The 20,803-nt window shown below is 56.7% G+C and carries 17 protein-coding genes; 5 read left to right on the plus strand and 12 right to left on the minus strand.

Going from position 1 to position 20,803, the window contains the following annotated elements; genetic code table 11:
- Nucleotides 1-10: 10 nt before the first annotated feature.
- The 5 genes from U738_RS05840 to U738_RS05860 are packed head-to-tail and all read right to left on the minus strand — an operon-like array spanning nt 11 to nt 5,448.
- Complete coding sequence (locus tag U738_RS05840) at nt 11-280, minus strand: K+/H+ antiporter subunit F (protein ID WP_008958594.1); 270 nt, start codon at nt 278-280, stop codon at nt 11-13.
- A complete protein-coding gene (locus U738_RS05845) occupies nt 274-771 on the minus strand; it encodes a Na+/H+ antiporter subunit E (RefSeq protein ID WP_035578201.1) in 498 nt (165 codons plus the stop codon). The genes U738_RS05840 and U738_RS05845 overlap by 7 nt, the downstream gene beginning before the upstream one ends.
- A complete protein-coding gene (locus U738_RS05850) occupies nt 768-2,279 on the minus strand; it encodes a monovalent cation/H+ antiporter subunit D (RefSeq protein WP_035578203.1) in 1,512 nt (503 codons plus the stop codon). The genes U738_RS05845 and U738_RS05850 overlap by 4 nt, the downstream gene beginning before the upstream one ends.
- On the minus strand, nt 2,276-2,608 hold the full coding sequence (locus tag U738_RS05855) for a Na+/H+ antiporter subunit C (protein WP_035578205.1): 333 nt from the start codon (nt 2,606-2,608) through the stop codon (nt 2,276-2,278). Before U738_RS05855 ends, U738_RS05850 begins: the two co-directional genes overlap by 4 nt.
- Nucleotides 2,608-5,448: a monovalent cation/H+ antiporter subunit A gene (locus U738_RS05860; RefSeq protein WP_035578207.1), complete on the minus strand. Its 2,841-nt coding sequence runs from the start codon at nt 5,446-5,448 to the stop codon at nt 2,608-2,610. Before U738_RS05860 ends, U738_RS05855 begins: the two co-directional genes overlap by 1 nt.
- Before the next feature lie 163 nt (nt 5,449-5,611).
- Between U738_RS05860 and U738_RS05865 the strand changes: the two genes are divergently transcribed.
- Genes U738_RS05865 through U738_RS05875 form a run of 3 tightly spaced genes read left to right on the plus strand, consistent with a single transcriptional unit; the run spans nt 5,612 to nt 9,378 of the window.
- A complete protein-coding gene (locus tag U738_RS05865) occupies nt 5,612-6,484 on the plus strand; it encodes an ion transporter (RefSeq protein ID WP_035578209.1) in 873 nt (290 codons plus the stop codon).
- Between the two features lie 35 nt (nt 6,485-6,519).
- Nucleotides 6,520-8,226 carry a 2-isopropylmalate synthase gene (gene leuA, locus U738_RS05870; protein WP_035578210.1) on the plus strand — a complete coding sequence of 569 codons (1,707 nt, stop codon included), beginning with the start codon at nt 6,520-6,522 and terminating at the stop codon, nt 8,224-8,226.
- Between the two features lie 33 nt (nt 8,227-8,259).
- Nucleotides 8,260-9,378: a hypothetical protein gene (locus U738_RS05875; RefSeq protein ID WP_035578217.1), complete on the plus strand. Its 1,119-nt coding sequence runs from the start codon at nt 8,260-8,262 to the stop codon at nt 9,376-9,378.
- Between the two features lie 73 nt (nt 9,379-9,451).
- On the opposite strand, the gene U738_RS05880 is transcribed toward U738_RS05875, so the two are convergent.
- Together U738_RS05880 and U738_RS05885 are read right to left on the minus strand one after the other, a co-directional pair.
- Nucleotides 9,452-11,533, minus strand: a complete 2,082-nt coding sequence (locus tag U738_RS05880; RefSeq protein ID WP_035578219.1) for a pyrroloquinoline quinone-dependent dehydrogenase — start codon at nt 11,531-11,533, stop codon at nt 9,452-9,454.
- Nucleotides 11,534-11,543: 10 nt separating this feature from the next.
- The gene (locus U738_RS05885) at nt 11,544-11,909 is read right to left on the minus strand and encodes a hypothetical protein (protein WP_035578221.1); all 366 of its coding nucleotides are present in this window, start codon (nt 11,907-11,909) and stop codon (nt 11,544-11,546) included.
- A 239-nt stretch (nt 11,910-12,148) separates the two neighbouring features.
- Here U738_RS05885 and U738_RS05890 point away from each other — a divergent pair, with 239 nt between their 5' ends.
- Both U738_RS05890 and U738_RS05895 read left to right on the plus strand, forming a co-directional pair.
- Nucleotides 12,149-12,388, plus strand: a complete 240-nt coding sequence (locus U738_RS05890) for a type II toxin-antitoxin system Phd/YefM family antitoxin (protein ID WP_035578222.1) — start codon at nt 12,149-12,151, stop codon at nt 12,386-12,388.
- A gap of 1 nt (nt 12,389) precedes the next feature.
- Nucleotides 12,390-12,776 carry a type II toxin-antitoxin system VapC family toxin gene (locus U738_RS05895; RefSeq protein WP_035578224.1) on the plus strand — a complete coding sequence of 129 codons (387 nt, stop codon included), beginning with the start codon at nt 12,390-12,392 and terminating at the stop codon, nt 12,774-12,776.
- Between the two features lie 79 nt (nt 12,777-12,855).
- Here the strand turns inward: U738_RS05895 and atzF are convergent, their stop codons facing one another.
- The 5 genes from atzF to U738_RS05920 all read right to left on the minus strand — a co-directional run bounded on the left by atzF (nt 12,856) and on the right by U738_RS05920 (nt 20,793).
- Nucleotides 12,856-14,676: an allophanate hydrolase gene (gene atzF, locus U738_RS05900; RefSeq protein ID WP_035578225.1), complete on the minus strand. Its 1,821-nt coding sequence runs from the start codon at nt 14,674-14,676 to the stop codon at nt 12,856-12,858.
- A gap of 2 nt (nt 14,677-14,678) precedes the next feature.
- Nucleotides 14,679-15,392 (minus strand): hypothetical protein, encoded by a 714-nt coding sequence (locus U738_RS05905; RefSeq protein ID WP_050713594.1) that lies wholly within the window; start codon nt 15,390-15,392, stop codon nt 14,679-14,681.
- Nucleotides 15,392-16,453, minus strand: coding sequence for an isopenicillin N synthase family dioxygenase (locus tag U738_RS05910; RefSeq protein WP_035578227.1), 1,062 nt, complete (start codon nt 16,451-16,453; stop codon nt 15,392-15,394). The genes U738_RS05905 and U738_RS05910 overlap by 1 nt, the downstream gene beginning before the upstream one ends.
- On the minus strand, nt 16,450-20,079 hold the full coding sequence (gene uca, locus U738_RS05915; RefSeq protein ID WP_035578229.1) for an urea carboxylase: 3,630 nt from the start codon (nt 20,077-20,079) through the stop codon (nt 16,450-16,452). Before uca ends, U738_RS05910 begins: the two co-directional genes overlap by 4 nt.
- Before the next feature lie 75 nt (nt 20,080-20,154).
- Nucleotides 20,155-20,793: an urea amidolyase associated protein UAAP2 gene (locus U738_RS05920; RefSeq protein ID WP_035566457.1), complete on the minus strand. Its 639-nt coding sequence runs from the start codon at nt 20,791-20,793 to the stop codon at nt 20,155-20,157.
- Nucleotides 20,794-20,803 lie beyond the last annotated feature (10 nt).

The following is a 20,803-nucleotide window of genomic DNA, read 5'->3' on the forward strand; positions in this document are numbered from 1 at the left end:
TTCATGTTAATCATTCGATGATGTCTCCGCGTAGAATATATTTGCATACCGCCACGGTGCTGATAAAACCTAGCATCGCGATCAGCAGCGCCGACTCGAAGTAGGTTTTGCTGTTCAGCCACAGCCCTAACAACACAATGAGTGCAATCGAGTTGACGTACATGGTGTCTAGAGCCAGTACTCGGTCGGGCAGGCTAGGGCCGATGGTCAGCCGATATAGGTTCATCAACAGTGCCATCACCACCAGCGCTAAGGTGATATAAAGCGCAATGCTCAGCATTCGTAAATCTCCTTGAGCGGGCGTTCGTAGCGCTCACGAATCTGGTTAATCAGCGCCTCTTCATCGTCGACATTTAAGGCGTGAATCAGCAGTGACTTACCATCCATACGCAGATTGGCCGACACGGTACCCGGTGTCAGGCTGATGGTGCTGGCGAGTAACGTGATGGTGAAGCGCTCTTCGAGCATTAGCGGGTATTCGATAAAGTGAGGCTTTAGTTTGCGCCAGGGGTTGGCGATCAAATAAGCCACTTCAAAGTTGGCGGTGATAATGTCTCCCAGTACCCGGAAGATAAACCGCAGTAGGGCGAAAGGCTTAGCGATCAGAGGCCGTGCATCCCAAAAGCGGTGGGTCAGCAGGGGAATCAGGATAGCTAACGAGCCGCCCAACACGAATTGTCCAAAGGCGTAGCTGCGTACTAACAGCAGCCACACGACCAGCAAAAGTAGCGATAATACAGGCGTGGGTAGCCAGGAACGCGGGGCGATCATTGGGCATCTCCAGCATCAGGTAGTAGCGTGCGAATCAGCACCTGGGGGTTGGCTAATTGCTCAGCTGTGGCTTGAGTGTAGCCGCTCACAGGCCCTGCAAGTGCGACTAATAGCGGCGCTGCGCTCAGCAGCCAGATAACCCCAAACCACTGGCAAGCGGGTAGTGAGCTACCGCTGGTGGTGCCCCGGTGGCTACGCCAAAATAGCGTAGAGCCAGCCCGGGAGAGGGCGATCAGCGAGGCCAGGCTGGTCAGCAGCAGTAGTGGCCAGAGCCATAAGCGCTGGGTGCCCTCGGCGGCATTAAGCATCAACGCCTTGCCGAAAGCGCCGGAAAACGGTGGAATGCCCGCGACGGCGATAGCGCCGACAAAAAACAGCATGGCGAGTACGGCGCCTTGCACCATAGGGCGACCCTTGACCAAACGGGTGCCTGCTTTACCGCGTTGTAGGCCAATCATTTCCGCTAGCAGGAATAGACCACCAGTGATTAGCGTGGTGTGGATCAGGTAATAGAGTAGCGCAGAGACCGCCTGAGGTGAGCGCATGCCAATACCTGCCAGCAGCGTGCCCACCGACACCAACACCAGGTAAGCCACCAGCAAGCGCAGATCTCGCGCGGCCATTACCCCAACGCCTGCGGCTGCCAGAGTGCCGAGCGATAGCCACCATACCCAGGGCTGCTCCAGCGCCTCCAAGCCGCCAGCGCTATCGCCAAAAATAAGTGAGTAAACGCGCAGAATGGCGTAAATCCCCACTTTGGTCATAATCGCAAACAGTGCAGCCACCGGGGCCGGGGCGGAGGCGTAGGCCTTGGGCAGCCAAAAGTAGAGCGGTAGAATCGCCGCTTTTAACCCAAACACCACCAGCAGCATTAGTGCACCGGCGGTCACTAAACCGTCGCGTTCTGTCGGTAGGTCAGCGACCCGGATGGCCATATCGGCCATATTCAGCGTGCCCGTGGCGCCGTAGAGAATTCCCACCGCAATCAGAAACAGCGAAGAGCCCGCCAGGTTGAGCACCACATAGTGGACGCTTGCCTGAATGCGCGCTTTGCCGCCACCGTGCAGTAGCAGGGCGTAAGAAGCTAGCAGCAGTACTTCAAAGAAGACGAACAGGTTGAACAAATCGCCGGTTAAAAAAGCCCCATTAATGCCCAGCAACTGCCACTGAAAAAGGCCGTGGAAGTTACTGCCTTTTTCGTCGTCACCCGCACAGGCAAAGACCACTGCGCCAACGGCTAATACAGCGGTCAGCAGCAGCATTAACGCCGAGAGGCGATCAAGTACCAGTACGATGCCAAACGGGGCTTGCCAGTCACCGAGTGCGTAGTAAGTGATTTCACCGCTAGCGGCTTGGCGTAACAAGCCAATCGCTACCAGCAGCAGTAGCGCAGTGGCGGCAACGCTGACAATACGCTTATAGCGCACCAGTCCTTGGCGTTGATAGAGCAGTAAGATGCCCGCCACTAACGGTAGAACAACAGGAAAAACAATCAGGTGCTGCATCATTCTCGGTCTTCCTTTTTACCGTCGACGTGGTCGTTACCCACTTCACTACGCGCCCGCATCGCCAGGATCACCACAAAGGCCGTCATCGCAAAGCCGATCACAATGGCAGTGAGCACCAGCGCCTGGGGGAGCGGGTCGGCGTAGTCAGTTCCCTCAGACACAATAGCGGGGCCATCAGTGGTTAAGCCGCCCATCGAAAACAGGAATAGATTCACGGCGTAAGAGAGCAGCGTAAGGCCCACCACTACTGGAAAGGTGCGGCCTCGCAACGTCAAGTACAGGCCACAGGCGGTCAATACACCGGTGGTCATCGCATAGAGCAGTTCCATTAGCGAGGCTCCTTGGCAGAGGGCGTTGCCGCGCTGGCGTCGGCATCTTTTTCTGAAGCTTCAGTAACCGGGCGGTGGGCGGTGGTGACCTTGCCCAGATTGGCAAGAATCATCAGCGTGGCACCCACTACCGCTAAATAAACGCCCAGGTCAAAGAGCAACGCGGTGGCAAGTTCAAAGGTACCGATCAGTGGTAGCGAGAAGTAACCGAAGGCCGAAGTTAAGAACGGATGGCCGAATAGCCAACTACCCAGCCCGGTTAGAGTGGCTATCGCCACCCCAATGACGGCTACCGGTTGGAACGGGAAGTCCAAACGTTCTTGCGCCCACGCCACACCCCGGGCCATGTACAGCAGGATCAAGGCGACCGCAGTAATCAACCCGGCGATAAAGCCACCCCCAGGCTGATTATGGCCGCGCAGGAAGATAAAGGCAGATACCAACAGTGCCAGTGGCAGCAGCGTCATTGAAATTGACGTGAGTACCGCTGGGTAGCGGTCAGGTGACCATACCCGGCCTTCGCCGTCACTGTGCGGCATAAACAGGCGTAAGCGGTTGAGTAGCTTAAAGATCGCCAGGCCAGCGATGGCCAGTACGGTGATTTCACCTAGGGTGTCAAATCCCCGGAAATCGACCAGAATCACGTTGACCACATTGTAGCCGCCACCACCGGGCTTGCTGTTCTCCACAAAGAAACTGGAAATCGACAGCGTCTCGCGGGTCATGACCGCGTAGTTAAGGCTGGCAATCACCAAGCCTAGCGTGCCTGCCAGCAGCATATCGCGAACGTTGCGCAGTGGGCTGGATTCCCGTGGGGTCTTCTGCGGCAGGAAAAACAGCGCCAGCATCAGCAGAATCATGGTCACCACTTCCACCGAAAGCTGTGTCAGCGCTAAATCGGGTGCTGAGAAGCGGGCAAAGGTGAGCGCCACAAATAGCCCGACGACCGATAGCATCAGCAGTGAAATCAGCCGGTAGCGGTGAGTGGCAGCAGTGGCTACGCCGCCAAACATCAACATCCCCGCCCCAAGTATAAGGATACCATCCAGCTCTTGATTGCCAGCAGCTCCCGTTAAGTCGGTGATCTGGACCAGACCGATCCCACCCATGACTAGTGCGCCCAGCCACAGCCAGCCCACATAGCGCTGTAGCGAATTGCCTTCAAGCGCGGCGATAAGCTGCTCGGCGCGATAGCCCATGGAAACAAGAATACGTTCAAACACGCGCCGAGCATCCACTCCGGCAAACTGCTGGGTAAATCGACGCACCTCGGCATGGCGCCAATAGAGTGCAATACCCACTATGAAGGCGAGCAAACTCATGATGAGTGGCAGATTTACGCCGTGCCAGATAGCCAGGTGGAAATCGAGCGGACTACCGATCACCGCTTGGCTGGCGAGTTCAAGTAAGCCTGTTGCCATAAAGGCCGGGAACAGGCCCACTACCACGCACAGGACTACCAATATTTCTACCGGCAACCGCATGAGGTGTGGCGGCTCGTGAGGAGATTTCGGAGGGGCTTCACGGGCGGGTTTAAAGAAAACGGCGTGTGCTAAACGCAGTGAATAGGCCACGGAAAGAATGCCGCCAAGCGCCGCTAATGCGGGTAATAACCAGCTTAGGCCACCTAAAACGGGTGTCGCCAGCGCCTCGGTGAAGAACATCTCTTTGGATAAGAAGCCATTAAATAGCGGTACGCCCGCCATTGCTGCCGCAGCCAGGGTGGTCAGTAGCGCCGTCACAGGCATGGCTTTTCTCAGCCCCCCCAACTGCTTCAACTCCCGAGTGCCGGTTTCGTGATCGATAATGCCGGCACTCATAAACAGGGCGGCTTTAAAGGTGGCGTGATTCAGAATGTGAAACAGGGCAGCCAAAATGGCCATGGGGCTACCGATGCCCAACAGCACGGTGATCAAGCCTAAATGACTAACGGTGGAGAACGCCAAAATGCCCTTGAGGTCGGTTTTCATCAGCGCAAACCAGGCGCCATAAAGCATGGTGATGATACCCACCAACGAGACCACCACGCTCCATAGCTCGCTGCCCGCAATAGCGGGGTGTAGCCGTGCCATCAGGAAAATGCCTGCTTTCACCATGGTGGCCGAGTGTAGATAGGCTGATACCGGCGTGGGGGCCGCCATGGCATGAGGTAACCAAAAATGAAACGGGAACTGGGCTGATTTGGTAAAGGCACCCAACAGGACTAACCCCAACATAAGCGGATAGCGCGGGTCGGCAAGAATAACGTCTCCGCTGGCCAATACATCGCCCATGTTGAAGCTGCCTGCCATATCGCCCAGTAGCAGTAAGCCTGCCAACAGTGCCAGGCCGCCTGCGCCCGTTACGGTTAGCGCCATACGTGCGCCTTTGCGAGCGTCGCTGCGGTAGGACCAAAAGCCAATTAACAGAAAAGATGACAGACTGGTTAATTCCCAAAACAGCCAAAGCAGTATCAGGTTGTCTGATATTGAAATACCCACCATTGACGCCATAAAAAGCATCAGGAAGGCGTAGAATCGGCCATAGGGTTCATCTTTGGCTAAATAGTAGTGTGCATAGAGAATAATCAACAGGCCAATGCCGAGTATCAGCAGGTTGAACAGTAGCGACAGTCCATCCAGGCGAAACGCTAGGTTCAGTGCCAGTTCAGGCATCCAGGTGGCCGAAAAACGCAGCTGCTCGCCGTCTAGCAGAGCCGGCACGTTGAGTAGCGTCATTACTAAGGCAGTCGCCGGCAGCACAGCCGTCGCAAGTGAGCAGAAACCGCGCCCGCGCTGTGCGGTGAGTGCCGGCACCAGTACGCCTAGCAGAGGCAATAAGGCTATCCAAAGCAGTGTCATGGGGTCATCCAGCGTCTAAACAAAAGAGTACCGACAGGGCGCCTATAGAGGCGTTCTGGTGGCGTAGGATACATCAAGTGAAACAACAGGATATCACTTGTGTAGCAGGTGTGTAATTTTAGTATAAAGTGTGCGGATTAACCGTTAAGAGATTTTTTGTTACATGAGTAACTCCTTTACTACCTGGCAGTCCCGTTTTGAAAAGCTGCGCTCGAATAAGTTTTTTGAAGCGGTGGTGATTGCCATTATCGTCCTTTCCGCCCTGGTGATAGGGGCCAAGACCTACGACGAAACTTCCCAGGTTGAGCAGTGGCTGCTCTATCTCGATATCGCAGTGACGATTTTTTTCCTGATTGAGATTTTAATCAGAATGGCCGCAGAACGCAGCCTGCTTAGCTTTTTTAAAAAGGGCTGGAATGTTTTTGACTTCCTGATTGTCACCGCCAGCCTAATTCCCATGGACGACTCGGAAATGGTGCTGCTGGCACGGCTGCTGCGTATTTTCCGGGTACTCCGCTTGGTATCAATGATACCTGAACTACAGATGCTCCTTAGCGCTTTGGTGAAATCGGTGCCGCGGATGGGCTATGTGGTCCTGCTGATGTTTATCATCTTCTATATTTACGCCGCCATTGGCAGTTTTCTGTTCCACAATGTCGACGAGGGCCTATGGGGTAACATCTCCCTGGCCATGCTGACGCTATTTCAGGTGGCGACGTTTGAGAGCTGGGCCACTGCGGTGCTCTATCCGGCCATGGAGGTTTATCCCTATGCCTGGATCTATTTTTTAACCTTTATCTTTTTGAATGCCTTTATCTTTCTCAATATGATGATTGGTATTGTGCTGGATGTGATGCAGAAAGAGAGCGCGCAAATGGCGCTGGACAACGGCGAAGGCGAAGAAGCCGAGCTGCAGTCGCTACGCAATGATGTTCGCGGGCTGAAAGCACAGCTTGACCGCATGGAGTCAGCCCTCGCTCAAGCCTACTCGACAGCCCCCACACACCAGAATGACGCGGGCGGTAAAGCACACTGACAAACCCACAACTGACTGATTTTAGGAGAGCCGCCATGATGTTGACTGATCCTGCCAAAAAGTACCGCCCCTTTGTGGCCGTTGATCTACCGGACCGTCAGTGGCCGAGCCAGCGCATTGAATCAGCGCCTATCTGGTGCAGTGTTGACCTGCGCGACGGCAATCAATCGCTGATCGACCCTATGGATCAGGAGCGTAAACAGCGCTTATTCGACATGCTACTCAGCGTTGGTTTTAAACAGATAGAGGTAGGGTTTCCGTCAGCATCGCAAACGGACTTCGACTTTGTGCGCTCGCTGATTGAGCAGGATAAAATCCCTGAGGATGTGACCATTCAGGTGCTGACCCAGGCGCGCCCGCACTTGATTGAACGCACCTTTGAAGCCTTGAAAGGCGCCAAGAACGCCATTGTCCACGTTTATAACGCCACTGATCCCATGTTTCGCCGGGTGGTGTTTAACGTCGATAAGCCTGAGTGCGTGCAAATCGCCGTAGAGGCGACCCAGCAGATACGCGCGCAGATGGACGCTGCACCGGAAACTAACTGGACGTTTCAATACTCGCCTGAGCTGTTCACCACTACCGAGATGGATTTTGCCGTTGAGATCGTCGAAGCGGTCATGGCGGCTTATGGTTCCAGCGCTGATAAGCGCATGATCGTGAACCTCCCGGCCACGGTAGAAGTTGCCACGCCGAATAACTATGCCGATCAAATTGAGTGGTTCTGCCGCCACGTCAAAAACCGTGATCATCTGATCGTCAGCGTTCACCCCCATAACGACCGCGGCACCGGCGTAGCGGCAGCCGAGTTAACGCTGATGGCTGGGGCCGACCGGGTTGAGGGTACTCTCTTTGGTAACGGCGAGCGTACTGGCAATGTGGATATCGTTACTCTGGCAATGAATATGTACACTCAGGGCGTTCACCCTGCGCTCGATTTCTCCAATATCACTCCCATCATGCGTGAAGTGGAGTACTGCAATCAGCTACCGGTCCATCCCCGTCACCCCTATGTGGGCGATTTGGTGTTTACCGCCTTCTCTGGCTCCCACCAGGACGCGATCAAAAAAGGCATGGCGGATCGGCGCGCAAATCCTGATGCCGTTTGGGACGTCCCTTATTTGCCCATCGACCCGCTGGACGTGGGCCGCAGCTATGAAGCTGTGATCCGGGTTAACAGCCAGTCGGGCAAAGGCGGGGTGTCTTACCTGCTAGAGCAGGAACACGGTATTGAGCTACCTCGTCGGCTCTCCATCGAGTTTAGCCAGGTGGTGCAGGAAGTGGCTGAGCGCACCGGTAAAGAAATTACCTCGCAGATGATTTATCAGGCCTTTGCCGATGAGTATTTAGAGCAGCGCTCACCTTTCGCGCTAGTGAGCCATCGTTTGTCGTCGGAGCCCGACAGCCCTAAAATCACCTTGGATGCCGTGGTCGAACAAAACGGTGAGCGGCAAACGCTTACTGGTGAGGGCAACGGCCCGCTAGCGGCCTTTATTAAAGCGTTGGCCGCCGCTGGGCACGATGTGGAAATCATCGACTACCACGAGCACGCCCGTGGCCAGGGCGCCGACGCTGAAGCTATTGCCTATGTCGAAGTGCGCATCGATGGCAAAGCGGTGTTTGGTGTAGGCACCGATGAGAGCATTACCAGTGCCTCCATGAAAGGCGTCCTTAGCGCGATCAATCGCCACCACTCCACCCAGCCTGCGGCGGCGAACGTGACGGCGGAGACGTTGGGCTAGTAGTCGATTGCCAACATAACAAGGTGGAAAGCGATGCGGCCCTGGCAGATCATAGTGTTAATCGCGTTAGTGCTGGCTGGGTTAGCATCAGCCGTGGCTTCCCACGAGCCGTTTGAGTCCAAGCTGGTACGCCTGGAAGCTCAGCGGGCGCTGCCCGCTCTAGAGGCATCGCTTAAGCAGGAGTCGCCAGAGCTCAACGCGCTTTTTCTCAGCTACGCCGCCGATCAGGCGCTGTGGATGAGCGCTTCGCTGGCGATGTTACGCCATGGTGATATAGCCCGCGATGTGCTGGTGGAGTACGGTTTATCGCCTCAGTTTCAGCAGGTGCTGGTGCGCTTTGGCGCCGACGCCGTACTGCCTATCAGCTACTTTCGCAGCCACGATGTAGCGACGCTAAGGGCGCAGCACTGGGTTGGTGAGCGCTATCAGCAGCTTAGTCATTGGTGGAGCGATGAAGAGGGCGACGCGGATTCGGCGCTCACCCCTTACCGCCGCGGGCAGATGGGTATTGCGCTGCTGGATGCCAATGGTCACGCGCTGCTCAACCAGTTTGTAGTCAGTGAACAAGGCGACGTGGAGTGGCTACAGGGCGAACGGCTGGTCTCGGGCGTTGGCGATTTCTTTACCAGCGGCCTGCGCGATCTCGAAAGCCAGTGGCGGCGGGGCGACGCTATTGGCGCAGCCGATTTGGGCTGGGCCGGTGTCGATCTACTGGTCATGGCCAGCACCGTTAAGGTGCTGCGGGCGGGCAAGGCCGCTCGTGCTGCGCGGGTAGGGAGCGTTGAAGCCCAGGGCGCTCGTGTTGGCTTGCGCCAGGGAGTTGTTGCCACCAGCGGGCGTTTTGCGACTCTGCCGCGTATGGCCAAGATTGCAGCGGTAGCGGGCACCGCCTATGTGGTGGTTCGCCACCCAAGCCTAGTTAGCGCGCTGGGCGCCAACCTTTCTACCTGGCTAGGCTGGCCGGTATGGTTGGGCCAGTTTCTTATTTGGCTGGTTGTGCTACTGCCGGTGCTGATAGTGGCGCGATTTGCCTATCGCTGGCTGTTGACGCCGCTGCTGTGGCTGCTAGTGCCGTTGATGCGGGTATGTTTTAAAACTGCTAACCATGCGTTAGCCAAACGTACTCCAAGGCAAGTCGACGAGACTAACTAAGAAGATGGGATGTAACATAAACGGGGCGGCCTTAAGGCCGCCCCGTTTGTTTTCTATTGATCAACCGCAAGCGTTATTCCGGCAAGGCATAAACGGCAACCTGATCACCTACCTGATCTTTCAAGATGCTGTTGCCACCGGAAACAAAGGCGACGTATTGGCGACCGTTGTACTCGTAGACAGCAGGGTTCGAGACGGAGGGGGCTTCGGTCTGATCTGACCACAGCTCCTCACCGGTTTCCAGCGAGTAGGCACGCACCTTGGCATCCATGGAAGCGCCAATAAAGATAACGTCGCCAGCGGTTACCGCTGGGCCGCCAATGGTGGGCGAGCCCCAACTCTCTGGCATATAGAAACCGTACTGTTGCGATGCGCCGATGGGACGACGCCATTTGATATCACCTGTCGTCATGTCGAGGGCAACAAGCTCACCAAAGGGTGGTTCCCAGCAGGGCATGCCCAACCGATTGAGCGCGACCTCTAAACGCATCCCATAGGGCGCGCCTTCCTGTGGGGCAAAACCGCTTTCATTGCCGGATCCGCTATCCGCTTTGTCATAATCTTCGCGATTATAGAGTTTTATGTACTGCACAATGTGCGAGGTATTGACGATCGCTGTCTGGCTTTCGGGGTCGAAGGCTACGCCGCCCCACTGAACGCCACCCGCGCTGATGGGAAAGCCAAGGGTGCCTTCGCCTTGGGTCGTCGGTGGGGTGTACATGCCTTCATAGCTGAGATCGTCCCACAGTGCAGAGCACTCCCCAAAGCTAACCGCATCAGCCAGCGCCCAGACGTTGGGTTTCTCGGACTGATCTAACAGTGGCGCGGGTTTGGTGGGGAAGGGTTGAGTCGGCGCATAGACTTCGCCCTCAACACTACCGTCGCCGCTGGGTACTGGGCGCTCCTCAATCGGCCAAACATCTTCACCGGTTTCTCGATTGACCACAAACAGAAAGCCCATTTTGGTCGCCTGAATCAGCGCCGGGATCTCTTCGCCATCGACGGTAATGTCCATCAGCGTTGGGGCTGCGTTAATGTCGTAATCCCAAATATCGTGGTGAACCCACTGCCGCGACCAAGCCACTTCGCCGGTCTCGATATCCACCGCGGTGGTCGATGTGCCTAGCGGCACTTCTTCGCTGCGGTTACCGCCCCAGTAGTTCGGTGAAGGGGAGGAGACCGGTAAATAGACTAGGCCAAGCTCTTCATCGGCGGACATATGCGTCCAGACATTGGCGGTGCCGCTCTGCTCGCGCATCTCATCAGACAGCGCCTGGAACGTCCATTCGAGCTCGCCGGTGCGGGCATTGATTGAAAATACGGTGCCAGGGGGAGCCTCTTCATAGGCCCAGTCCATGCCTGCCCAGCCAAGAATTAGATGGTCGCCCACCACAGTGGGTGGCTGTAGCAGCGACAACGGCCATTTTTCATTGGTGTCATTCCACTGGTTGACGTCCAACACGCCGTTATCGGCAAAGTTTGCGCACTGTTCACCGCTATCGGCATCGACCGCGAACAGTTGCGCATCCATGGTGCCCATGTAGATGATCTTTTGGCAGGGCTCGCCTGCTTCCGGGGTATCCGCTTCCCAATAAGCCACACCGCGATTCTTCAGGGCGGGCTGGGTCAGCGCTTCGAGAGAGGACTGCGTATCGAAGCTCCATTTCTCTTCGCCATTCGCGGGGTCTAGGGCCAGAATCCGGTAGAAGGGGGTGCCGATATACAGCGTGTCGTTGGCAAACACCGGAGTGGCAGACCAAACGGTCGCTGGTAAATCACCTGAACCATCCGCTACATCGCCGGTATGCACTTCCCAGACTTTTTCCAATTCGCCAACGTTGTGGGCATTAATCTGATCAAGCGGGCTATATTTCTGGGCGTTGAGCTGACCATGAAAACTGTCCCAGGTCGGCTCTCCAGGCACCAGCGGAATGGGGGCGGCGCTAGTCGATTCTTCCGGTGTGTCGTTCTCTTGCTCCCCTGGCGATGCCTGTTCACCTGACTGTTCTTGAGCAGTGGGTTGCTGTGTATCTACTGACGGCTCCTGAGCGAGTAGCGGCAAGGGCGTAAAGCAAATAGCCAGAGCGGTAATCGCGCCTAAGCCCGATGTGACAAATTTAAACGGAGTGCTCGGGGCGGATAATAAAGTTGGCATGGGCAGCTCCTTAGTTGTGAGTGAGGCGTGCGTGAGGCGCTGGGCGAACCATGTCCACAATCAAACCGATCAGGCCGAGCACCATGGCAACGCCAATCCACCACTGATGGAGCAGCATTGCGGCGAAAAATGTACCGGCGAGCCCTAGCAGAATAAGCCCTCTCAGTGTGAGGGAGGCCCCGCGTGTTTTGACTTTCATGAGCAATAGCGCCATCACCGCAAGAACGCAACAGGCCACAATGGCAACCAGTGCCCCGAGTGTTCCCGTGACCCCGGTAAGTGGTGTGAAATAGGCATATAGAGCGATTGCAAGCCCGGCGAGTGAGGCTATCAGAAGGACGATAGCGCCCGATTTTGATGAGAGGGGTGACGACATAACGTGTTGGCCTCCTGCTGAGTGGAAAGCCTGACATTGAGGCTAATTCAACGTCAGAAATCGTTAGCACTATAACTTTAGCAGAAAACGGTACCTTTATGATCTGGGGGCCGTAACCTGATCAAATGTCGCAACACGTCGCACTGTTTTTTTTCAGTGGAGGTAAGGCATTGCAAAATTGCCTATCTCGAATAAACTAAACTAATTGAACTAAGTCGTGTTTCTCGGGAGAACTTCATATGGAAGCTATCAACATACACGAAGCCAAAACGCGCTTGTCGCAGCTAGTCGCGCGGGCTGCCGAGGGCGAGGGGTTTATTATCGCCAAAGCGGGTAAGCCGATGGCGCGGGTAACGGCGATTGACAGCCCTCTGCCTGGTCAGCAGAAGCGGCTAGGTTTTTTGGCAGGCCAGTTTAAAGTGCCTAATGACTTTGATCGGATGGGGCAGGAGGAAATAGCTGAGATGTTTGGAGGCTGATGTGAATCTGCTTCTGGACACGCATGTTTTGCTCTGGGCAGCGGCGTCACCGGAGCAACTCCCGGCGGATGCGCTATCGCTGATCAATGACGAGAATAATAGGCTCTACTTTAGCGCCGCCAGCATCTGGGAAGTGGTGATCAAGAACAGCCTGCAGCGCCCTGATTTTCAAGTTGACCCGCACTTATTGCGAAGAGGGTTGGTGGATAATGGCTATTTAGAACTCCCCATCAGTTCACTGCATACACTTAACGTCGCTCATTTACCTAGCATTCATAAAGACCCCTTTGATCGGATTTTGGTGGCCCAGGCAGAGGCTGAAGGTTTTTTGCTAATCACAGCGGATGAGCTGGTGGCTCAGTACGCTGGCCCAATTAGAAAAGTATGAGCGTTTCGTTCGTGAGCCGTAGGTTAAAAATCTGTTTCGCTTAAAAGCCCATCGACTAGATGGGCCTGATATGTTGGCGCTATGAACGACTCGCCAGCCATCCGCGCCAACCGCCAAATTCGCTGATGTCTTGTGCTTCGCCACCTTCATTAAGCGCTCCGGCGGTGCAAATAAAGCCACACTTCCAGCTACCGTCGGCAAGCTCCACTTGGCCTAAACCGAGCGGGGCGGGAATGCCTGCTAAAAAGCTGCCCACGCTTTCGATGGGCAGGTGCCACACTTCCACTTCAATGGCTTGGCCGTTTTCGTCGCGTAGCAATGCTGGGCGTTTGGGCGGCCCGCCTGCCAGGGCAAACAGCTTATAGCGCGGCGCGCTTTGGGTGGTGCTCACTAATACGCCGCCGCGTTCGGTCAATTGGTGGTTAAGCGGCAGTCCTTGCAGGTGTGCACCGCACACTACCAGCTCCATGGTGCCGTCTTGGGCATTGGTTAAGGGCTCAGATAACGCCGGATGGGCAACGCCTGTGGCACCTAACGGCAGCATTAAGCGGGCTTCTATGGCACGGGCGAGGGAGAGCAGCGTTAAGTCAGCAAACACCGGCCCAAACAGTGTCACGCCCACTGGTAAATCGCGCTCGCTAAAGCCTACAGGCACGGCCAGAGCACTGTAGTCGAGCAGGTTCATAAAGTTAGTCCAGGTGCCCAGGCGGGAGTTAACGCCGATGGGGTCCGCCGCTACTTCGGCCTTGCTTGGGTGCGTGACTGTGGTGGGCGAAAGCATGATATCGACGTTAGCGATTAACGCGTCGGCTTGGCGCTTAAATTCGGCGAGCTTATAGCGCGCATCGAAGGCGTCCACGGCCAGTGGTGTAGCGCCGCCTTGGGTAATTTCAAACGTTACCGGGTGGATAGCGTCAGGATGTGATTGCATCAACTCGCGAATAACATGGTAGCGTTCCGCCACCCAAGGGCCTTCGTAAAGCAGGCGTGCTGCTGCGAGTAATGGCGAGCAGTCCAACTCGACTTTCTCACCGCCGAGAGCTTCCAGTTCGGCAATCGCGTGGTGCATTCCCTTGGTATACGCCTCATCGGTTTGCCACTGGGATTCCAGCGGCACGCCGAAGCGGAACGCCGCAGGGGCTTTGCCATAGCGTTTACCGTGCACAGCAAAGTCATGCTTCCGCGACCAAGCGCACTGATCATCATAGGCAGCGGTAATGCCGAGCACTTTAGCGGCATCGTCGGCAGTGAAGGTAAACAGGCTAATGGTGTCTAGCGTCGCGCAGGCAGGTACTACGCCTCGGGTGCTAAGCAGCCCCAGGCTTGGCTTGACCCCGTAAAGGTTATGGAAGCAGGCGGGCACGCGCCCAGAACCAGCGGTATCGGTGCCCAGCGCAAAGCTGACCATCCCCGCCGCAGTGACCACCGCCGAACCGCTGCTGGAGCCGCCGGGTACCAGCTTAGGATCGAAGGCATTAGCAGGCGTACCGTATACATCCAGCGCTCGTTCACCCACCAGACCAGTGGCAAATTGATCCAGGTTGGTTTTACCCATCGGGATCGCGCCCGCACCGATCAACTGCTGCACCACAAAAGCATTTTCGGTTGGCGTATAGGCATACGCCGGGCTACCTGCCGTGGTGGGAATTCCCGCCAAGTCGATATTGTCTTTCATCGCAAAGGGAATGCCGTAAAGCGGCAGTGTGTCTGGTGATTCGCCTTCCAAGCGCTGTAGGTAAGGCTCCAGTTGCTCTCGCGTTAAACGAGTAATCCAGGCGGGCTCTTTGCCGTGGCTTTCAGCTTGGGCCAGCAGCTCGTCGATTAACGCAGCGGGGGTAAGCTCACCCTGTTGGTAGGCGGTGTGAAGGGTCGCAATATCCAGTGATGCGATGGGTAACATTATTAAACTCCTATCTGTGAACGGTGACCGTCATTAAACGTTGATACTGAAAGTAGCTCACCCACCCGCCAGGGGTGAGTCGAAAGCACTATCTGCCAACCGTTTTGGCTGCGCTCTAAGTAGTCGAAGCAAAGGCTGGCGCGCCAGCGTAAAGCGCCTTCAGTTAAGTCACTTACTGGTTCAAATAAAGCTGCTAGATTGGCCGTTGCGGAGCGAGGGGTAATCGCTATGGCGTATTCGCCCAGCTGCAGCCAGCGAAGGTGGCCTTGCTCATCGCAACGAACTACTTCTTCAACGGCGTTACCGGAAAGCCGCTGCCAGTGCTCAACGTAGAGCCCATGGGGGGGCCGCTCTTCTAGGGTGGTGTCATCAAGCCAGCGTAGTAGGCCAACATCACGCTCTAAACTGGGGCAAAGATCCTGATAGCGGTGCCATATGCATAGCCCTTCTTCGGTTTGGGTAACGCCCGCAAAGGCGGTCAGGCTTGCCAACCACTCAAGCTGTGATCGGTTGCACGCTTCTAGGCCGGTAATGCCGGAAAAATCCGGGCCGTTGGCAGGTAGGCGTAAATCAGCATGCCAGTGCTCGCCCTGGAGCCAGACAACCTGGCTGGTACTATCGGCCTGTTGGTAGGGCTCGGTGGCGGGCTCGGCATAAAGCGTGCGCTGCCAACCCCCACGAAATTCGCGCGGGATACTGGGTAAGGAAACGCTCATTATGGGGTTTCCTTATGCTTGCCGTGCTGGCCAAGGCTGCCCACTTCGCGGGCGCCATCGGGCAGCGCGATTTCTCCCTGGGCTAGCCGTTCACGCAGGTATTTAAAGGTTTGAATCGTTTGCGCGTAGAGATGATCCCCCGCTTTAAGCGGTGGGTAATATGCTTGGCCGTGGCGGGTCACCAGCTCGGGCAGCGGGGCGACCACGGTGTGATAATCGCAGGCGAAAAACAGCGGGAAAGAGTAGCGTTCTTCCTTTACTTTACGCACCCGATGAGAGGTGGCGACAAACTCGCCGTTGCTCCATATCTCCAGCATATCGCCGATATTGACCACCAAGGCGTCGTCTCGAAACGGCACATCAATCCATTCACCTGCGCCGTTCATCACCTCAAGACCCGGTGCGGTGGGGAGCAATAGGGTGAAACACTCATAATCTGTATGGGCACCAATGCCCTGAGCATCTTCGGCATCGGGGTTATAGGGGTAGTGAATCAGGCGCAGCTGGCTGGGCGGTTTAGTCACATGGTGAAGTAGGTGGTTCTCTTTAAGCCCTAACGCTAGGGCAAAGCCGCCCATCAGTGTGCGGCCAACCTGGTAGGCCGCGTCATAATAGGCTGCGACCGGCTCGCGAAAGTGCTCAAGGTCGGGCCAGGGATTGGGGCCGAGCAGGGGAGTGCCTGCCAAGACCTCAGGATCATCGCTGGGGAGTTCAAAGGCAAGATCGAAGGCCTCTTTCATATCCGGCTTTTTGGGATCCGGCGACTCTTCACCGGGCGGCACATAGCCCCGGTGGTGGTGGTAAAGACCAATATAGCGCTCCATTTTGGTCTCGGTTGGCTGGGCAAAGAAGCGCTTGGCTTGGCTGATTAGCCCTTCGCGAAGGGGGCGATCAATGCCGTGCCCCACCATTTGAAAGAAACCCACCTCTCGGGCGGCGCGGCCAAGTTGCTCGGCAACGGCTTGGCGCGCGCTTACATCTCCATGTAGCAGGTCATGAATATCGATCACTGGGATCGCCTGAAAATCGGCGAGGCGCTGATCGTTCGTTGATTGGCTCATGGGGTTGCCTCCGCTTCACTGCTAAGCACCACGATGGGCTGCCCGGGGGCAATCGATGCTCCCTCTGTAAGCGGCAGGCGAACGACGCGGCCACCACAGTGGGCGGTGATCTCAACTTCCATTTTCATCGATTCCACCAGTGCCACCGGTTGGCCAGCGGTTACCTGCTCACCTTCTGCAACCAGTAACTTCCAAAGGCTGCCGGTGACGGGGCTTTCGATGCCTAGCTCGTTGTCATCCAGCGCTGTTACTTCGGCGCTTTCCGGTGCCTGATCTTCGAATGTGAATTGGCCATTGGCCCGCCAAGCGGCTATTTCTGCCTGGAAAGCAGCTTCGCGCTTGGTGCGGAAGGTCTCAATCGCTTCAGCATTTTTATCGATCTCGGCTTGGTAGTCCGCTAGGCGAAAACGTGCGGTTTCAATAGATAGGTCATATCGACCATGGGGAAAGTCGCGGCGAATTTGCTCAAGCTCTTCGTGGCTGACTTCATGAAAACGCAGTTGATCAAAAAAGCGCAGCAGCCAAGGGGTCTCGAAGTGTGCCGTGGTGCGGTAGCGGTTCCACATTTGCAGCGTACGGCCAACAAACTGGTAGCCGCCGGGGCCTTCCATACCGTAAACGCACAGGTAAGCGCCGCCAATGCCCACGGAGTTTTCAGCTGTCCAGGTGCGAGCGGGGTTGTACTTGGTGGTCACCAGCCGCTGGCACGGGTCAAGAGGAGTCGCCACAGGCGCACCCAGGTAGACATCCCCCAGCCCCATTACCAGGTAGCGGGCATCGAAGACGATATCGCGCACTTGCTGTTCGCTTTCAAGCGCATTGATACGGCGAATGAAATCCAGGTTGCTGGGGCACCAGGGCGCATCCGGGCGCACGCTGCGCTGGTATTTATCGATGGCTTCCTGACAGGCGGGGTCGTCCCAGGAGAGCGGTAGATGCACCACCCGCGACTCCACTTCCAGCGATTCCACATCTATTAGCGCCTGCTCGGCTTTTTGCAGATGGGCGAGCAGCTTATCCAAGGACAGTGCTAATGGCTCATAGTGAATCTGCAGCGAGCGAATACCGGGGGTTAATTCCCGCAGACCGGGCAGCGAGTGTTCCCGTAGCCACAGCATCCAGGCGTGAACCCGAAAGCGCAGCGCGATATCCAGCTCCATGGCGCCGAACTCGATCAGCAGGAAATCATCCCCGGCGCGGCGGTAGACAATTCGCTCACCGGCTTGCTCGGCGGGTACGTCGCGCACAACAGGGGTGTCACGCTCTGGCTGAATCTCTTCGACGGGCGCTGCTGTGAGAGACGCCAGTTGGTCTAGCTGGCGCTCTTCCAGGGTGCGAGCGGTGTTAAGACTGACCGGGACAAAGCGTACTTTATCGCCCGCGGCGAGCTGTCCCAGCTTCCAGCGTTCGGCGCGGATTACGGTGGCGGGGCAGACAAAGCCGCCAAGTGAAGGCCCATCGGGGCCCAGAATAACCGGCATATCGCCGGTAAAGTCGATAGTGCCAAAGGCATAGGCGTTATCGTGAATATTGGAGGGGTGTAGTCCCGCCTCGCCGCCGTCGGCTCGCGCCCACTCGGGGCGTGGACCAATCAGCCGGATCCCTGTGCGGCTGGAGTTGTAGTGCACCTCCCATTCGTGATCGAAAAAGCGCTCGATATCGTCATCGGTGAAAAAGTCCGGCGCGCCGTGGGGGCCGTAAAGTACCGCCACTCGCCAGGTTTTACCGCTGCCTTGATTGCCAAAGGTCGGGATGAGCGTCTTATCAAGCTGAGCCGCCGAGGTAGGCGAGAGCAGAGGTAAATCTAGCATATCGCCGCTTCTTAGCGCGCGGCCGCCGTGGCCGCCAAACTGGCCCAGGGTAAAGGTACTGCGGGAGCCCAGGTAACGAGGGCAGGCAATACCGCCGCGTACCAATAGATAGGCGCGAGCGCCCGCCGCGGCCTTGCCCAACGTCAGCGTGGAACCGGCAGGAATATCCACTACCTGCCAAAAGGCTACTTCTTCTCCATCTAGCGTAGCGGGGAGCCTGGCACCTGCCAGCACGATCTGGGTCGCACGGTGAAAGCGTAGCGTTGGACCGGTGAGGGTGATTTCAAGCCCGGCGGCATCGGTGGGGTTATCCAGCAGGCGGTTGCCCAGGCGAAATGACCAGTCATCAAATGGCCCGGAAGGCGGCACACCCACATCCCAGTGGCCCTGGCGGCCTGGGAAGTCCTGAATCGTCGTCATTGTGCCAGGAGCGATCACCTCTACGACGGGGGGCGCCCACTCAAGGGTAGCAAGCCAGTGCGTATCCAGGTCGGCATGTTGAAAACGCTCGGCACGCAGCACATGGGCCAGCCAGATGCGGTTAGTAGTGATGCCATAAACACTGGCGGTATCAAGCGTTGCAGCTAACTGCTCAATAGCAGCGTCGCGGCTGTTGGCGTGAGCGATTACTTTGGCTAGCATGGGGTCGAAGAGCGCTGAGATCTCCAGCCCGGCTTCTATGGCGTGGTCGATACGCAGGCCGTCAGCCTGTGGGAAATCAACTTCAGTCAGCAAACCTGCGCTGGGGCGAAAATCGTGGGCGGGGTCTTCGGCGTAGAGGCGTGCTTGCACTGCGTGACCGCTGGGGGCGAGATCTTTTGTCAGTGTTTCAAGCGTGGGCAGTTGATTTGCGCCCAGTTTTACCATCCACTCAACGATATCAATGCCATACACCATCTCGGTGACGCCGTGCTCAACCTGGAGCCGGGTATTCACTTCAAGAAAATAAAATGCCTCGCGCTGGGTATCGTAAATAAACTCAACGGTACCGGCGCTGCGGTAGTTGACCGCTTTGCCCAACTGAACAGCGGTGGCGTGCAGCGCCTGGCGAACATGTTCCGGTAGATTAGGGGCCGGGCACTCTTCGAGCACTTTTTGGTGGCGGCGCTGGGTCGAGCAATCACGCTCGCCCAGGGCAACGACATTGCCCTGGCCATCGCCAAAGAGCTGCACTTCGATATGGCGGGCGCGGGCGATATAGGCCTCGAGAAACACGCCGCCGTCACCGAAGTTGCGCTCGCCCAGACCTTTGACCGAGTCAAAGGCGCGCTCAAGTTCGGCGGCGTTTTGACATACCTGCATGCCGATGCCGCCACCACCGGCGGTGGATTTGAGCATCACCGGGTAGCCAATCTGCTCGGCGCTTTTGAGTGCTTCATCAACGCTTGCAAGCAGCTCGGAGCCGGGTACTAGCGGTACACCGGCTTTTTCGGCCAGCGCACGCGCTTGGTGTTTAAGACCAAACTGCTCAATCTGTTCGACGGTTGGGCCTAAAAAGGTCAGCCCTGCGGCATCGCAGGCAGCGATAAAGCGGGTGTTCTCTGACAAGAAGCCGTAGCCGGGGTGCACTGCCTGGGCGCCGCTCTGTTGGGCAATGGCGATCAACTTATCGATATTAAGATAGGTATCGCTGGCGCCGCCTTCGCCGAGAGAGTAAGCCTCATCGGCCTGGTGGACGTAGGGGGCGTCGCGATCCGCATCTGCGTAAACCACCACGCTGCCCACACCGAGGGCTTTCAGCGTGTGTAAAATGCGTGCGGTAATGGCGCCGCGATTGGCAATCAGAACTTTGCTAAACGTTGTATTGATGGACATGGCACTGCCTGCAAACAAAGGCGGGTCGTCCCGCAGGTTGCTTGGCCTTCTAGGGTCGTCCCTAGGGCGAAGTACTTATTCCCAAACCAATAGCTCGATGGGCGTTGGGTTGTATCCGTTGCAGGGGTTGTTGAGCTGAGGGCAGTTGGAGACCAGCACGATCACATCCATCTCAGCGATCATCTCCACATACTTGCCCGGCGCGGAGATGCCGTCTTCAAAGGTCAGCCCGCCGTCGGCAGTGACCGGCACGTTCATAAAGAAGTTGATGTTGTGGGTGATATCGCGCTTGGTCAGGCCGAACTCTGGAAAGTTGGCGATGGCCTGCATCCAGTTATCTCGGCAGGAGTGCATATGACGCTTTTCCAGGTCGTAACGCACGGTGTTGCTTTCGCTGGCGCAGGCGCCGCCCAGGGTGTCGTGACGGCCGCAGGTATCGGCGCTGATCGTCAGCATGGCGCGGCCTTCACTGGACATTAGCGTCGTGCCTGCGGTGAGATAAACCGCGCCCTGTTCGCGTACCGTATCCATAGCGCTGTAGCGTTCGCTGGTATCGTCAGCGCTAAAGAACAGCGTGTCGGCGGCCTGGTTACCCTCTAAATCGAGAATGCGCAGGGTTTGGCCGCGCTTGACTGTGCCAATGTAGTGATCACCTGCGTTCACCGTTGTGCGGCTCAAGGCGTTTTCGGGGCGTAGAGTGCTTTCAATAATCATGCGGTGTCTC

Origin of the sequence: Halomonas sp. TG39a, from assembly GCF_000744395.1 — a bacterium.
Lineage (GTDB): Bacteria > Pseudomonadota > Gammaproteobacteria > Pseudomonadales > Halomonadaceae > Vreelandella > Vreelandella ventosae_B.

Bases quoted from the DNA above. Each gene is read 5' to 3' on its own strand.
- U738_RS05890 (WP_035578222.1), top strand. From the start codon at position 12,149: ATGGAAGCTATCAACATACACGAAGCCAAAACGCGCTTGTCGCAGCTA.
- uca (WP_035578229.1), bottom strand. From the start codon at position 20,079: ATGTCCATCAATACAACGTTTAGCAAAGTTCTGATTGCCAATCGCGGC.
- U738_RS05875 (WP_035578217.1), top strand. From the start codon at position 8,260: ATGCGGCCCTGGCAGATCATAGTGTTAATCGCGTTAGTGCTGGCTGGG.
- U738_RS05840 (WP_008958594.1), bottom strand. From the start codon at position 280: ATGCTGAGCATTGCGCTTTATATCACCTTAGCGCTGGTGGTGATGGCA.
- U738_RS05845 (WP_035578201.1), bottom strand. From the start codon at position 771: ATGATCGCCCCGCGTTCCTGGCTACCCACGCCTGTATTATCGCTACTT.
- U738_RS05885 (WP_035578221.1), bottom strand. From the start codon at position 11,909: ATGTCGTCACCCCTCTCATCAAAATCGGGCGCTATCGTCCTTCTGATA.
- U738_RS05920 (WP_035566457.1), bottom strand. From the start codon at position 20,793: ATGATTATTGAAAGCACTCTACGCCCCGAAAACGCCTTGAGCCGCACA.
- U738_RS05860 (WP_035578207.1), bottom strand. From the start codon at position 5,448: ATGACACTGCTTTGGATAGCCTTATTGCCTCTGCTAGGCGTACTGGTG.
- U738_RS05910 (WP_035578227.1), bottom strand. From the start codon at position 16,453: ATGAGCCAATCAACGAACGATCAGCGCCTCGCCGATTTTCAGGCGATC.
- U738_RS05905 (WP_050713594.1), bottom strand. From the start codon at position 15,392: ATGAGCGTTTCCTTACCCAGTATCCCGCGCGAATTTCGTGGGGGTTGG.
- atzF (WP_035578225.1), bottom strand. From the start codon at position 14,676: ATGTTACCCATCGCATCACTGGATATTGCGACCCTTCACACCGCCTAC.
- U738_RS05850 (WP_035578203.1), bottom strand. From the start codon at position 2,279: ATGATGCAGCACCTGATTGTTTTTCCTGTTGTTCTACCGTTAGTGGCG.
- leuA (WP_035578210.1), top strand. From the start codon at position 6,520: ATGATGTTGACTGATCCTGCCAAAAAGTACCGCCCCTTTGTGGCCGTT.
- U738_RS05865 (WP_035578209.1), top strand. From the start codon at position 5,612: ATGAGTAACTCCTTTACTACCTGGCAGTCCCGTTTTGAAAAGCTGCGC.
- U738_RS05855 (WP_035578205.1), bottom strand. From the start codon at position 2,608: ATGGAACTGCTCTATGCGATGACCACCGGTGTATTGACCGCCTGTGGC.
- U738_RS05880 (WP_035578219.1), bottom strand. From the start codon at position 11,533: ATGCCAACTTTATTATCCGCCCCGAGCACTCCGTTTAAATTTGTCACA.